General features: G+C 45.4%; 15 protein-coding genes. 9 read left to right on the forward strand and 6 right to left on the reverse strand.

Annotation, left to right across the window (positions count from 1 at the left end):
* Positions 1–34: 34 nt before the first annotated feature.
* The 3 genes from NIES2104_RS23230 to NIES2104_RS23240 all read right to left on the reverse strand — a co-directional run bounded on the left by NIES2104_RS23230 (position 35) and on the right by NIES2104_RS23240 (position 2909).
* Positions 35–346 carry a hypothetical protein gene (locus NIES2104_RS23230; RefSeq protein WP_059000619.1) on the reverse strand — a complete coding sequence of 104 codons (312 nt, stop codon included), beginning with the start codon at positions 344–346 and terminating at the stop codon, positions 35–37.
* A complete protein-coding gene (locus NIES2104_RS23235) occupies positions 309–1904 on the reverse strand; it encodes a cryptochrome/photolyase family protein (protein ID WP_082690068.1) in 1596 nt (531 codons plus the stop codon). Before NIES2104_RS23235 ends, NIES2104_RS23230 begins: the two co-directional genes overlap by 38 nt.
* A gap of 63 nt (positions 1905–1967) precedes the next feature.
* On the reverse strand, positions 1968–2909 hold the full coding sequence (locus NIES2104_RS23240; RefSeq protein WP_059000620.1) for a transglutaminase family protein: 942 nt from the start codon (positions 2907–2909) through the stop codon (positions 1968–1970).
* A gap of 303 nt (positions 2910–3212) precedes the next feature.
* Between NIES2104_RS23240 and NIES2104_RS23245 the strand changes: the two genes are divergently transcribed.
* The 5 genes from NIES2104_RS23245 to NIES2104_RS23265 all read left to right on the forward strand — a co-directional run bounded on the left by NIES2104_RS23245 (position 3213) and on the right by NIES2104_RS23265 (position 6561).
* Positions 3213–3698 carry an allophycocyanin subunit alpha-B gene (locus NIES2104_RS23245; protein ID WP_059000621.1) on the forward strand — a complete coding sequence of 162 codons (486 nt, stop codon included), beginning with the start codon at positions 3213–3215 and terminating at the stop codon, positions 3696–3698.
* 154 nt (positions 3699–3852) lie between these two features.
* A complete protein-coding gene (locus tag NIES2104_RS23250) occupies positions 3853–4185 on the forward strand; it encodes a hypothetical protein (protein ID WP_059000622.1) in 333 nt (110 codons plus the stop codon).
* Between the two features lie 13 nt (positions 4186–4198).
* On the forward strand, positions 4199–4585 hold the full coding sequence (locus tag NIES2104_RS23255) for a hypothetical protein (protein WP_059000623.1): 387 nt from the start codon (positions 4199–4201) through the stop codon (positions 4583–4585).
* 222 nt (positions 4586–4807) lie between these two features.
* Positions 4808–5365, forward strand: coding sequence for a DUF924 family protein (locus NIES2104_RS23260; RefSeq protein ID WP_059000624.1), 558 nt, complete (start codon positions 4808–4810; stop codon positions 5363–5365).
* A gap of 23 nt (positions 5366–5388) precedes the next feature.
* Positions 5389–6561 (forward strand): esterase, encoded by a 1173-nt coding sequence (locus NIES2104_RS23265; RefSeq protein ID WP_059000625.1) that lies wholly within the window; start codon positions 5389–5391, stop codon positions 6559–6561.
* A gap of 207 nt (positions 6562–6768) precedes the next feature.
* Here the strand turns inward: NIES2104_RS23265 and NIES2104_RS23270 are convergent, their stop codons facing one another.
* Positions 6769–8655, reverse strand: coding sequence for an ABC-F family ATP-binding cassette domain-containing protein (locus NIES2104_RS23270; RefSeq protein WP_059000626.1), 1887 nt, complete (start codon positions 8653–8655; stop codon positions 6769–6771).
* A 130-nt stretch (positions 8656–8785) separates the two neighbouring features.
* Positions 8786–9106 (reverse strand): HU family DNA-binding protein, encoded by a 321-nt coding sequence (locus tag NIES2104_RS23275; RefSeq protein WP_225895278.1) that lies wholly within the window; start codon positions 9104–9106, stop codon positions 8786–8788.
* An 89-nt stretch (positions 9107–9195) separates the two neighbouring features.
* Here NIES2104_RS23275 and NIES2104_RS23280 point away from each other — a divergent pair, with 89 nt between their 5' ends.
* Genes NIES2104_RS23280 through NIES2104_RS23295 form a run of 4 tightly spaced genes read left to right on the forward strand, consistent with a single transcriptional unit; the run spans position 9196 to position 12698 of the window.
* Positions 9196–9759, forward strand: a complete 564-nt coding sequence (locus tag NIES2104_RS23280) for a Uma2 family endonuclease (RefSeq protein WP_225895279.1) — start codon at positions 9196–9198, stop codon at positions 9757–9759.
* A gap of 31 nt (positions 9760–9790) precedes the next feature.
* Positions 9791–11155, forward strand: coding sequence for a glycoside hydrolase family 76 protein (locus tag NIES2104_RS23285; protein ID WP_059000629.1), 1365 nt, complete (start codon positions 9791–9793; stop codon positions 11153–11155).
* On the forward strand, positions 11152–11832 hold the full coding sequence (locus tag NIES2104_RS23290) for a GDSL-type esterase/lipase family protein (RefSeq protein ID WP_059000630.1): 681 nt from the start codon (positions 11152–11154) through the stop codon (positions 11830–11832). The genes NIES2104_RS23285 and NIES2104_RS23290 overlap by 4 nt, the downstream gene beginning before the upstream one ends.
* Complete coding sequence (locus tag NIES2104_RS23295) at positions 11829–12698, forward strand: 50S ribosomal protein L11 methyltransferase (protein WP_059000631.1); 870 nt, start codon at positions 11829–11831, stop codon at positions 12696–12698. The genes NIES2104_RS23290 and NIES2104_RS23295 overlap by 4 nt, the downstream gene beginning before the upstream one ends.
* Here NIES2104_RS23295 and NIES2104_RS32475 read toward each other — a convergent pair.
* Positions 12676–12822 (reverse strand): hypothetical protein, encoded by a 147-nt coding sequence (locus NIES2104_RS32475; protein WP_192843621.1) that lies wholly within the window; start codon positions 12820–12822, stop codon positions 12676–12678. The genes NIES2104_RS23295 and NIES2104_RS32475 overlap by 23 nt on opposite strands.
* Positions 12823–12831: the final 9 nt, after the last annotated feature.

Consider the following 12831-nt stretch of genomic DNA (forward strand, 5'->3'; position numbering starts at 1 on the left):
ATCTCTACATCTGACACACGATCGTTTACCAGTGTCAGACATTCTGATGTCCGCGCCACTGGAGACTGTTTTGGTTAAGCTGCTCTAGATAGGAATCGGGTTGAGCGATGATCAGATTGGCAAGTGCGATCGCATTTTCTAACTGTTCTTCGCTTAATTGTTGGTAGGCTGGAATGCGTTTGCGCTCTAGAACTTCATACCAGCAGCGATCGAATAGATTATCCAGAATAATCCGCTGAAAACAATGATTGTATCGAACCGGAAACTTTCGAGAGCTTGCTAAATCTGGAAGCACCCGGTTTGTTAGTTCAAGATACTGATTGCGAAGCTGTGTCAGGCGATCCATGAGCAACGGGAGTCGAAGGAAGACGATATTCAGTATGTAGATTCTCGCTTCTCCATTGTTCTGCCTGTTGACGGATTAGTCCTAGCTCTTCGGACGAGATACGCTCTAAGTTCGCCATGATTTGAAACATTCGATGATTCTGTTTTAGCTTGTCATAGTGACGCGCTAGAAAGTCCCAATACATCAAGTTAAACGGACAAGCATCTTCGCCGGTGCGACGTTTCGGATTGTAGGCGCAAGACTTACAGTAGTTGCTCATGTTATTGATGTAATTTGCGGAAGCTGCATAAGGTTTTGATGCCATCATTCCTCCATCTGCAAACTGTCCCATGCCAATCACATTCGTTTGCATTACCCAGTCATAGCCATCAATAAATGCAGTGTGAAACCAATCCTGTAATTCTTGTGGTGAAATGCCTGCAATCAAAGCAAAGTTATTGAGCACCATCAATCGCTGAATGTGGTGAGCATATCCCGTTTCCTTCACTTGCTTCAAAATGTGGTTGAGACAGTTCATCTTAGTTTCACCTGTCCAATAGAAACCCGGAAGCGGATTTGTGTGATTGAAATAATTACGATCGGGATAATCCTCACCCATGTAAACATAGACCCCGTGCATATATTCACGCCATCCGATGATCTGTCGCACAAAGCCTTCAATGCTATTCAGTTGCCACTTGTCGCGATTGTTGTAGTAAGCTCGCTCGGCAGCTTGCACCACTTCTAACGGATGGATTAACCCAATATTGAGATAGGGCGATAACATTGCGTGCCACATCGTTTGTTCACCTGTGACCATTGCATCCTGATACGGACCAAACTCAGACAATCGAGTTTCGATGAAAAAGTCTAGAACTTGCAAAGCTTGTTTGCGAGTGACTGCCCAGGGAAAGGGTTCAATCTCCCAATAGCTTTGACTTTCTTTGAACAATGGAGAGTTTTTAATCCAGTCAATCACTTCTTGAGTGATGCTATCTGGCTCAAACCAGAGTGCTTCAGGCAAAGTGAGCTTACCTTTTGGGGGTTTGCGATTTTCTCGATCGAAGTTCCATCGCCCCCCAATCGGTTGATCACCTTCCATCAGAATGTTAAATCGCCGCCGCCCCTCGCGATAGAAATCCTCCATCACAAGCCGTTTACGAGTTTTCGCCCAGTCTTCAAACTCTTGATCTTCCCAGATGAATCGATTGTTCTGCGTGAATGTCACTTTGCAAGGAAATTCGATCGATTGAATCAGTTTTTTAAACGGTCGATCGACCGGAGACATGATTCGCAGTTCTGTAATCTGATGCTGTTCAATCCAATGCAGTAGCGGCGTTTGGAAATCGATCGAGGCAGTGTACTCAACAATCCAGCCCACTTGCCGCAGTTCTTCGGCAAAATGACGCATTGCTGACCAAACTAAAACCAGTTTTTGCAGATGATACGGGAGCTGTTGAGCGTGATTCAGTGACTCAACGAAAAAAACAGGCGTATTTTCTCGATCGCTCTCACAACTTTGTAGTGCCGATTGTCCCGTCCAAAGGTGGTCGCCCAGTACCCAAACTCCAGTTTTCATCTTCTGCCTTGTCAATTGCCACAGGTCATCCTATCGCAACAATTACATCAAGCAAAGAAATAACTATCGTCCCTCTTGAGATACAACCATCGGAACAGAGGGTGTTGCTTCAAATTCAGGCACCATTCCCAGCTTGCGAATCGAAACGTTTACATCCATTCCTAGATAATCATCCGATTCCCCAAACCAAGAGCCAGACAGGGGAATCACTTGTCCGGGATGACGTGCGATCGCAACTCGAATCAGATCAAATCCTGCTGTGATTCGATTCGTCGGGTCGTACGCTCTCCACCCTGCTCCTGGTAAGTAAACCTGCATCCAAGCATGAGTCGCTCCCGATCCGGTCATGCCAACATCTCCGCCATCGAGTGCCGAATCATAGAGGTAGCCACTAACAAACCGACACGCTAACCCCAATCGGCGTAACGCTTCGATCATCAGCCAGGCATAATCTCGGCAAGTTCCCGACTGTAAGCGTAAAGTTTCCGCTGGATTCTGTGTTCCTTCGGCTTCGCGTGCTTGATACGTCAAGGTTGTATTAATGCTATCCATCATGCGTTGCAGAACATCCAGCGTATTATCTTGATCGCCTGCAACAAAGCGTTTTGTCCAAGCAGCAAGGCGACCTTCTGGATCTTCGCTGTGGGGACGGATGAAGCCTGAAAGATCATTCCATTCGTCGGGCGTGTACTGGACGGGGATTTCTTCAGCGCGGAGATCGAGGGGAAAATCTGCGATCGCAGGAATGCCAAAGTGCTCTCCTCGAACTTGATAGGTCACGATCAATTCTTTCGCAGGTTCATTAAATTCCAGCAGTGCCACATTGTTCGAGAGCGTATCCATCATCCAGCGGGTTTTGCAGGGAATGTTCGTCTCTAGCGAATAGTTCAAGATCCGTCCACCGTAGCCGCTACTGGGTAAGAAAATGGCTCGATGTTCGCCAAAAGTAACAGGATTGCGATACCGATAAGTCGTGATGTGCTCTAAATCGTAAATAATACTCATCTCTTATACGGTGAATAACGCCTGTAATATCTGGAGTTTAGCGAAATTTTTCAGACTCAGATTTCCCAGTTGTCCAGAAATGATGAACATTTGAACCTCGATCGAGGTCGTATCCATCTGTCATTTGCTGCTCTGCGCTTCAAACGATCACCTGGTTCGGCTCAAATCGTGCTGACCCTAGCAAAATCACCGAAACACGACGAAATGTAACAATTTGTCAAGACAAATGAGAAAACCCCCTTTCGCATCGTGCCCGAAACTCGGTAAACTACAGAAGAATTCTGAGATACCGCAATTAACAACATGAGCGTAGTTAGCCAAGTTATCCTACAAGCCGACGACGAGCTTCGTTATCCAACGAGCGGCGAACTTACCGGGATAAGAGAATTTTTTCAAACCGGAGAACAGCGGACTCGTATCGCTGGCATTCTGTCTGAGAGCGAAAAGAAAATTGTAGAACAAGCCAGCAAACAATTGTGGAAGAAGCGTCCTGACTTTATTTCTCCAGGCGGTAACGCTTACGGAAATCGAGAACGGGCGTTATGTCTGCGCGATTATGGCTGGTATTTGCGTTTGGTGACGTATGGGGTACTGTCTGGCAGTACAGACGTGATCGAGAAAATTGGTCTGATCGGAGCGCGGGAAATGTATAACGCGCTCGGTGTTCCGGTTCCGGGAATGGCTGAAGCAATCCGCTGTCTCAAAGAGGCTTCGTTGGGTCTGCTGAGTGAAGCAGATGCGGCTGAAGCGGCTCCGTATTTCGATTTCATTATTCAGGGAATGTCGTAGGGCATTCAATTCAAATCGATTCCCCGTAGTCTACGGCAGACGATCGTGAAATTCTCGCGGCGTTTTCGTAGACTACGGGGAATTTTGTATTTCAGTGATCGCACGAATTCGGTTCTGTTAAAATTTCGACCACTCACCTTATGTAGCTTCAAAGATGAGCGATCAAGATTTTCCCGAATTCCCAGAACTACCGAATCGTTGGCAAGCGATCGACATCGACAAAATCTACCGCTCCAATGAAGGTCGGCTTGTCTCTTTTAGCCAAGCTCAAATCGAACTGGGTCTTCTGTACGATGCGCTCGGCAAGCATTTGAGAGCAATCAATAAAGGATTAGTTCCTACCAAGGGAAATAATGGGCTGGTTCCCTCAGAAGAACAAGATTACGATTTCAAGTTCAAAATTTTGGGTAAAGGTGGCGACCGCAGATTTCACGCCAAAATTGTAGAAGACATTCTTCATTTTTCAGGCAAAATGACCACTCATTAATGAGAGAACGATCGTGACGACTACACTTAAAGCTCATCCAATTTGGCAAACGCTTACCGAAGCCCTCACACAAATTGACCCTCACCAAGTCGCTCACCAACACCTACAAGATTGCGAAGCCGAAATTCACGGCTACTGGGACGAAGCCGATCAACTCTACGAAACCATCCGCTTCAAACAGCTTCCCATTCCTCAACTCATCAGCAGTTCTCTTGGCATCACTTCCAACTTAACCGCTGATCAACACTGGCTTCAACTCAAATACGCTCTAACCATCCCACCCGCCTCAACTGTGGGAGAGCTTGTTTTGATTTTGGATGACACTCTAGAAATCATTGATGAGAATTGGCTGATTGATGTGCAATCTCCCTACGTGATTGCGATCGCGCAAAACGATTAGGATTGTGCGATCGAGCTGACCTCGAAGCGATTACGCAGCGATACTGAAGCAATTCGCACCTTTGCTACTTCGGTCGTTTGCTTACAGTTCATTTCCAGATCGTGCCTTGTCTCCGCAAAATAACGCAAGATTCCCAGCCTCTGAGGATTGTTAACCTTTTCCTAAAGACTCTCGCTGATCATTATTATCCGAAATTTCTCGGAGAGAATTTGGAGTAAAAACATGAACGCTACTGAAGTTTTATCGTTTTGGTTCGGGGACAAGTTAGAGATGCGGAAAGTGTGGTTTGTCAAAAATTCGGACTTTGATACAGAAGTTCGATCGCGTTTTCTCCCCCTTTACGAGCAAGCCGCATCCGATCAATTCGATGGCTGGATCGATTCACCCGAAAGCTGTTTAGCGTTGATCATTGTGCTCGATCAGTTTCCGCGCAATATGTTTCGGGGAACTCCTCGATCGTTTGCCACTGATTCCAAAGCGTTGAAGATTGCGAAACGTGCGATCGCCCAAAAATTCGATCAACAAGTTCCCCCAATTCAGCGGTTCTTTTTCTACCTGCCGCTCGAACACAGTGAAAATCTGGATGACCAAAACGAATCTGTCCGGTTATATGAGCAATTTAGGGACAGCCCTGAATTAAAAGAAACTTACGATTACGCGATCCGACATCGAGATGTGATCGAACGATTTGAACGGTTTCCACACCGCAATCAAATTCTCGATCGACCCTCGACCCCGGAAGAAATCGAGTTTCTGAAGCAGCCTGGATCGTCGTTTTAACCCCGTTCTAAGTAGAAAATCCCATGAATATCGCCGCTGAAACGATCCCCACACTTGAGCAAATCAATCAGACTAAATCTGCGATCGATGCTCACATTCAATCTCTCAATCAAAATCCCGATCGTAGAGATGGTGCACTTCCGTATTATTTATTTCACGAACCCGGTCGCCCGATTCGCGGCACTGTGATGATTTTCCACGGATTTAGCGCCAAGCCTCATCAAATGTGGCGATTAGCGGATTACCTCTTTCAGAATGGGTTCAATGTGTATCAACCCTCGATCGCGGGACACGCTTTGATCAATCCCGCGAAAAACTGGTGTCAAGTCGATCTCAAACCTGAATATGCAGAACCGTTAAAAGCGAAAGTTCAACAAGATCCGGTGCTGCAAACATTTATCCGAAATTTTGCAAATAATCCAGCAGCGACAAAACCTGGATTCATGCAGCGGATGAGCTTAATGGCACGATTGGTCATGATTGAGCCGCAATTGCTCGACATTGTGAAATCGATGGAGATGAGTGACGATCCAGACTTCGATCGCTATTTCATTTCTTCCCATTTACGCTATCTCACCGAAGCTCAAGCCAGATTAACCGAACTCGATGCCATGCCCGGAAATCTTTACACGGTTGGGTTATCGGTTGGGGGTGCGGTGGCATTGGGATTAGCGGCATCACGTCCCGATCGCATTCGGGGAGTTGTCGCGTATGCGCCGCTACTGAAAATTTACGGTGAAGAGCGGCGGCGATATGTGAATCTGGCGGGTCCGTTAGACATTAGCGAGTCGGGGTGGGACCCGAATCTGAGATTTCCGATCGGATGCTTGACCGCTGCCGATCGCTTTGGAAGTAGCGTTGTATTGAGTGATGAATCGGTACGATCGCTCTTTAACATTCCATCTTTCTTAGTCCTGACTGAGAACGAAGATGCAGCGGATATTGATACCACGGTGGACTTTTATCAACGCATTGGCGGAGAAGGTGAAGGGCATCGATTCTTTCTGTATCCCAAAGAAGATCTGGTGCCGCATCCGATGGTTGATCCAACTGAAGTGAGTCAGAACATGAGCAATCGATTTTGGCAAAGCTTGTATCAGGAAACGTTTCGGTTCTTGAGTTCTGGACGGGTGAATACGAGCAATTTAGGCAACATTGAACAAGACTTGAATTTACCGATCGTGCCTTCGGTTTAAGAGAATGTTTGAAAAGTACAAAAAGTTTCTTCGCTTCGATTGCGTCCCGCCCTGAAATGAATTTCGGGCTAACCGTGGAAAGTCTACTGAAGTAGACTGAGAGCAAGTTTCAAGCTCTTAGTCCATTTCTAATGGACTTTCGCCGATTAGCCCGAAATTCATTTCAGGACGGGTAATGCAACGGACGAAAACTTTTCAAACCCTCTTTTATCCATCAATTTCAGAGAGTTCCATCCATCGAATCGTCGAAGTTTCGATCTGTTCCTCTAAGTTAGCTAACTGCTCAGAAAGTTTCTGAACTTCACTAAATCCGGAAGGCGGATTGCGGTAGAGCTTTTGCTCGATCGAACTCTTTTCCGATTCCAATTCAGGAATTTTCACCTCTAATGTTTCTAATTCACGTTTCTCTTTAAACGATAATTTCCGAGGCTTATTAGAAACAGATTTCACTGCCACAGGTTTCGATTCTGCGGGCTTTTCTACGGCAACTTCTTCATCTTTCTTGTAATCGAGATAGACCGAATAATTTCCGGGATATTCGCGAACGTTTCCGCCTTCTTCAAGCGCGAAAATTTTATCAACTGTTCGATCGAGAAAATAGCGATCGTGCGACACCACAATCACACAGCCGTTAAAATCCTCCAAATATTCCTCTAACACTGCCAACGTTTGCACATCTAAATCATTTGTCGGCTCGTCTAGAATCAGAACATTTGGCGCACTCATCAAGACTCGAAGTAAGAATAAACGCCGTCTTTCTCCACCCGATAATTTATTAATCGGCGCATATTGTTGATTCGGTGGAAATAGAAATCGCTCCAACATTTGAGAAGCAGTAATCACTTCACCATCCGCAGTTCTAACGAGTTCTGCAACATCTTTTAAGTATTCGATTACGCGTTGATTCTCATTCACGTGGAGATCTTCAGAATGCTGATCAAAATAGCCGAAATGAATCGTACTACCCGTGTCGATCGTTCCAGCATCTGGCTCCAATCTTCCGGTAATTAAATTCAGTAAGGTTGACTTTCCTGCACCATTTCCGCCGATAATTCCAACGCGATCTTCGGGATTGAAATTGTAGGTGAAATCTTTGATCAAAATGCGATCGCCAAATCCTTTCGTCACATGATCCAATTCAACAACTTTCTTTCCAATGCGCCGTCCTGCGGTTGAGATTTGCACCTTAGTCTGAGATTGTTTGAACTCAGTTTCCTGCATTTCATGAACGCGATCGATTCTCGCTTTCTGTTTAGTGCTTCGAGCTTTTGCCCCTCGTTTGAGCCATTCTAATTCTCGTCTCAGAACACCTTGATGTTTTCGCTGTGAACTCGCTTCAGAGGCTTCTTGAGCGGCTTTCTTTTCCAAATAGTAGGAATAACTGCCGTTGTAGCTGAACAAATCGCCTCGATCGAGTTCGATAATCCGATTTGTCACACGATCGAGAAAATAGCGATCGTGCGTCACCAACAACAACGCGCCTCGAAATCGGTTGAGATAGCTTTGCAACCATTCGATCGAGAGTGCATCTAAATGGTTCGTCGGCTCATCCATCAACAAAACATCAGGCTCTGACAGCAATGCAGTCGCGAGTGCAATTCGCTTTCGATAGCCGCCTGATAACTGTTTCACCTGAGCGCTCAGATCCTGAATTCCTAACTTGCTTAAAACAATTTTGGCTTTTGTTTCTAATTCCCAAGCATTCAGCGAGTCCATTTTCTGAGTGACTTGAGACAATCGCGCCATTGCTGCGTCTGAATTGCCGTGTGCCATCTGTTCAGAAAGTTGCTCATACTCCCGCACGAGTGCCATCTGTTCACCGCTATCAACGAAAACCTGCTCTAGAACGGTTTTCTCTGGGTCGAGATCAGGGTCTTGCGGTAAGTAAATAATTCGGCTGCCAGACGCTTTCGTGAGTTCACCACTATCGATCGATTCCAGTCCGCCGATCATTTTCAGCAACGTTGACTTACCCGATCCATTTGTGCCAATCAGTCCGACTTTCTCGCCTGCTTCTAGAGTGAAACTGGCATCGTGCACAATTTCCTTGATGCCGAAATCTTTTTTAACCGATCGTAGCGTTAGAACACTCATGATTGATGAAACGAAACCCGCTCATCAACGGTAGCACTGATTGAGAGTAGGGAGTGGGGAGTGGGGGGATGGGAAGAAATACTAGAAATCTCTCCCTATCCCAGTTCTTGACTCCCTACTCCCCACTTTCTTACTCTTCTGGTGCAACTCGGTCTTTGAATCCTTTTCCGGGCGCAAACACGGGCACTCGTGTTGCCGGAATTTGGATCGCGGCTCCGGTCGCTGGGTTACGACCTTCACGGGCTTGACGTTCCCGCGCTTCAAAGCTGCCAAATCCCACGATCGTCACTTTATCCCCACTTGCCACCGTTTCCAAAATTGTATCGACCATTGCGGTCAGGATAGCGTCTGCTTCTTTCTTGGTGACGCTTGCTTTAGAAGCGATCGCGTCTACTAATTCACCTTTGTTCATCTGTGTGTCCTCACAATGATTCGCTGCATTGTAGTGCAAGATTTTCCAAAGTTCAATCGTACTATGCGAATTTCCGACACAGCGTATGATTAAAAAGTGGCATTTAGCGATCGACGATGCTCCTTGCAATGTTCGACCTTAAACCGATTATCGATTTGACCGATGACCAGTTCTACCAACTCTGTCAGATCAATTCTGATGTCAGATTTGAGCGCGACGCAGCAGGAAAAATCTTGATTATGTCTCCCGCTGGTGCAATCATTTCAAATCGTAATTGTGAGATTGGCTCAGAGCTTGAACTCTGGAATCGTCAAGCACAATTAGGCATTTGTTTTGGTGCTTCGACTGGCTTTGGACTGCCCAATGGAGCGGTTCGAGCGCCTAGTCTCACTTGGCTCAAACAATCTCGCTGGGATGCTCTGACACCAGAGGAACAAGAAAAATTTCCGCCCGTTGCCCCCGATTTTGTTCTTGAATTGATGTCGTCCTTCGATTCACTCGAAGAAACCCAGGCACGACTGCGAGAGTATATGGAAAATGGTGTTCGGTTGGGATGGTTGATCGATCGTAAAACCCGACGAGTTGAAGTTTATCGATCGAATCAACCCGTAGAAGTCTTAGAAAATCCAGTTTCGCTCTCAGGCGAAGATGTTTTGCCCGAATTTGTGTTGAATTTGGCGATCGTTTGGTAGTGTCGATCCTGGAACATTCAAGGATTCAAAAATGGTTGTACCCGCAACTTGTTCTCCAGGAATTGCCGCAGGTATGGCGGCGTTGCAGATGTTTTACAACCCAGGAACGGGACTCTGGGACACCACAAACTGGTGGAATGCAGCAAATGCACTCGAAGCCACGATCGAATATTCACGCATCACCGATTCACGCACGTATCGCAGCAATATTTACAACACGTTTTACCAAAAGCCGAGATATAAGAATTTCATCAATCCGTGGTTTCGCGATGATGACGGCTGGTGGGCGATCGCTTGGATTCGGGCATATGATCTCACAAGCGAACAGAAGTATCTAGACCAAGCCAAGCTGATCTTCTGGGACATGACCACAGGTTGGGATAATGTTTGCAGTGGGGGTCTGTACTGGCACAAGCGCGAATTAAATTATAAGAATGCAATCACGAATGGATTACTACTATCGGTTGCAGCGAAGTTAAATCTACGTGAACCGAATGATAAACGCTATCTAGAATGGGCGCAAAAGATTTGGAAGTGGTATCAGCAAAGCGGAATGATTAATGATGACAATTTAGTAAATGATGGTTTAGATAGCAATTGTCGCAACAATGGAAAAACAATCTGGACATACAATCAAGGAGTTTTGATTGGTGCTCTGGTGGATTTGTATCAAGGGACAAAAGACCCGGAATTATTGAAACAGGCGGAAGCGATCGCAGATTCATCGATCACAAAACTCGCCCGCAATGGAATTCTCCGCGAACCCTGTGAAGAGAACAACGATTGCGGCAATGATGGACCCCAATTTAAGGGAATTTTTATCCGAAATTTGGCAGATTTATATCGTGTCAGTCCGAAGTCAACCTATCGCGCATTCATCGAAAGAAATGCAGAATCGCTCTGGGCAAATCGGAATGAACAAAATCAATTCGGTTTGAATTGGGCAGGCTCGATCGATAAAGCGGATGCCACTCGACAAACGAGCGCGATCGATGCGTTGAATGCTGCGATCGCGCTTTCCACTGCCAATACATTTTCTCCCTCAACTTCATTCATTCAACCAGTCGCTTCTTCGCTCTCTGGAATTACTCAAACGAATGAGGATTTTATTCAGTTCAACGTTCCAGTTGGATGCTCTGGTCGATATGATCTATCGTTGCGATATGCAGCTCCAACAGGTGCGAATCGGTATGTTTACGTGAATGGGCGGAGTTTAATCGATCAAGAATCGTTTCCGGCGACGGGCGGATGGGATCAGATGCGATCGCTAAAAATCGAAAATGTCTGGCTCAATGCCGGAGAAAATTCGGTTTCTGTGATTTTTAATTCGAGTAAAGGTAGCAAGAATCCTTTATTTCTGGATACTTTATCGATCGATGTTTCTCGCAAAAGATGAACGTAATTAAAAAGCTTGGAAAACGTTTAGATCAATTCAAATCTTTGAGCATTTACGGATTTGAATTGATTCAAGAGCGAATGACGGATTGGGCACAGTTGCATCGTTATCATCAAGCGAATGCTGAATTGAGAGAAGAAGTCGATCGCGTTATTTTTTTCGGTGATTCGATTACTGATTGTTGGGATTTGCCCGCTTATTTCCCGAATCAATCTTATGTGAATCGTGGCATTTCAGGGCAGACAACTCCTCAAATGCTGATTCGGTTTCGTCCAGATGCGATCGCGCTTCGTCCTCAAATTGTCGTTCTTTTAGCTGGAACGAACGACATCGCAGGCAATACAGGTCGAATGACAATCGAGCAAATCCAGGATAATTTAATGTCGATCGTTGAACTCGCAAAATATCATCAAATCCGCATGATTCTGAGTTCAATTCTTCCAGTTAGTGAATTAAGTTCTGTGACTCGTTCTCCTAAAAAGATTCAAACACTGAATCATTGGATTGAGCAATATTGTGCAGCGAATGACTGTATCTATTTGAATTATTACAGCCAAATGGTGAATGATCGAGGATTTTTACAGTCTCATTTATCCGATGATGGTTTGCATCCGAATGAAGCGGGTTATAAAATCATGACTCCACTCGCAGAAGCCGCAATTCAAAAAGCAAAATGATCGAACTTAGCTTAAATGCCACCGAGGAAGCGATCGATTGGATTCGCTCTTTGTTGGCGACTGTCAATTTCATAGGCGATCTTCAACTCGAAAAAGCAGAATTACCTTGGGCGTTTCAAGTTCGATTCTATTTAAACGATCGCTCAAAAATCAACCAGATTGAATCTGCATTGTCATCGTTATACCGAACAGGAATGACAACAGAGTTAGAAATGTCGATCGTTGAAGAAACGAAACATTCAAGCACGATTCACCAAGTCGGTAATTTCGTCATTTCAAATGGAAACTATCAAACTCAACCGAATGAGATTTTTCTAAATATTCAAGAAAGTTTGGCATTTGGAAGCGGATTTCATCCAGCAACAATTCTCAGTTTGCGCTTAATTGAACGTCACGTTACGCCAAACTTAGAAATTCTCGATCTCGGTTGTGGCTCTGGAATTTTAAGTATCGCGATCGCAAAATTAGGAGCACAAGTTTACGCGATCGATAATGATGCGATCGCCGTTGAAGCCACTCGAAGGGCAGTTCGTAAAAACTCAGTAAATGTCCGAGTCGAGCAAGCCAGCCTTGGAAAAGGAAGCGAACTCGGTCACTGGATGGGCGGCGAAGTTGGAGAAATTCAATCGATCGAACCTGCTGAAAATTTCGATATCATCGTCGCGAATGTATTCGCTCGAATCATCCTTGATCTGAGCCAAGATTTAACTAAAGCACTTCGATCAGATGGACGATTAATTCTCGCAGGATTCACGATCGAATACGAAGCAGAACTCATCGAAACGCTTTCAGAATTTGAACTGATCGATCGCGAACAAACCGAAGACTGGATCGCACTGGTTTTTAGAAAAAGAGCGGCGGGATAACCTCGATCGGAGCCGGAAGCATTTCACCCCGAAAATCGAGCAGTTGAACCAGGAGCAAATACCCCAAACCCAACGCTAAAGAAATAATTCCAGTCAATATCGCAACGAATTTTGAACGAGTCATAAACGAGAA

The sequence above is a fragment of the Leptolyngbya sp. NIES-2104 genome, assembly GCF_001485215.1.
Taxonomy (GTDB): domain Bacteria; phylum Cyanobacteriota; class Cyanobacteriia; order Leptolyngbyales; family Leptolyngbyaceae; genus Leptolyngbya.

Coding starts and splice junctions, on each gene's coding strand:
- NIES2104_RS23230 (WP_059000619.1), bottom strand. CDS start 346: ATGGATCGCCTGACACAGCTTCGCAATCAGTATCTTGAACTAACAAAC.
- NIES2104_RS23235 (WP_082690068.1), bottom strand. CDS start 1,904: ATGAAAACTGGAGTTTGGGTACTGGGCGACCACCTTTGGACGGGACAA.
- NIES2104_RS23240 (WP_059000620.1), bottom strand. CDS start 2,909: ATGAGTATTATTTACGATTTAGAGCACATCACGACTTATCGGTATCGC.
- NIES2104_RS23245 (WP_059000621.1), top strand. CDS start 3,213: ATGAGCGTAGTTAGCCAAGTTATCCTACAAGCCGACGACGAGCTTCGT.
- NIES2104_RS23250 (WP_059000622.1), top strand. CDS start 3,853: ATGAGCGATCAAGATTTTCCCGAATTCCCAGAACTACCGAATCGTTGG.
- NIES2104_RS23260 (WP_059000624.1), top strand. CDS start 4,808: ATGAACGCTACTGAAGTTTTATCGTTTTGGTTCGGGGACAAGTTAGAG.
- NIES2104_RS23265 (WP_059000625.1), top strand. CDS start 5,389: ATGAATATCGCCGCTGAAACGATCCCCACACTTGAGCAAATCAATCAG.
- NIES2104_RS23270 (WP_059000626.1), bottom strand. CDS start 8,655: ATGAGTGTTCTAACGCTACGATCGGTTAAAAAAGATTTCGGCATCAAG.
- NIES2104_RS23280 (WP_225895279.1), top strand. CDS start 9,196: ATGTTCGACCTTAAACCGATTATCGATTTGACCGATGACCAGTTCTAC.
- NIES2104_RS23285 (WP_059000629.1), top strand. CDS start 9,791: ATGGTTGTACCCGCAACTTGTTCTCCAGGAATTGCCGCAGGTATGGCG.
- NIES2104_RS23290 (WP_059000630.1), top strand. CDS start 11,152: ATGAACGTAATTAAAAAGCTTGGAAAACGTTTAGATCAATTCAAATCT.
- NIES2104_RS23295 (WP_059000631.1), top strand. CDS start 11,829: ATGATCGAACTTAGCTTAAATGCCACCGAGGAAGCGATCGATTGGATT.
- NIES2104_RS32475 (WP_192843621.1), bottom strand. CDS start 12,822: ATGACTCGTTCAAAATTCGTTGCGATATTGACTGGAATTATTTCTTTA.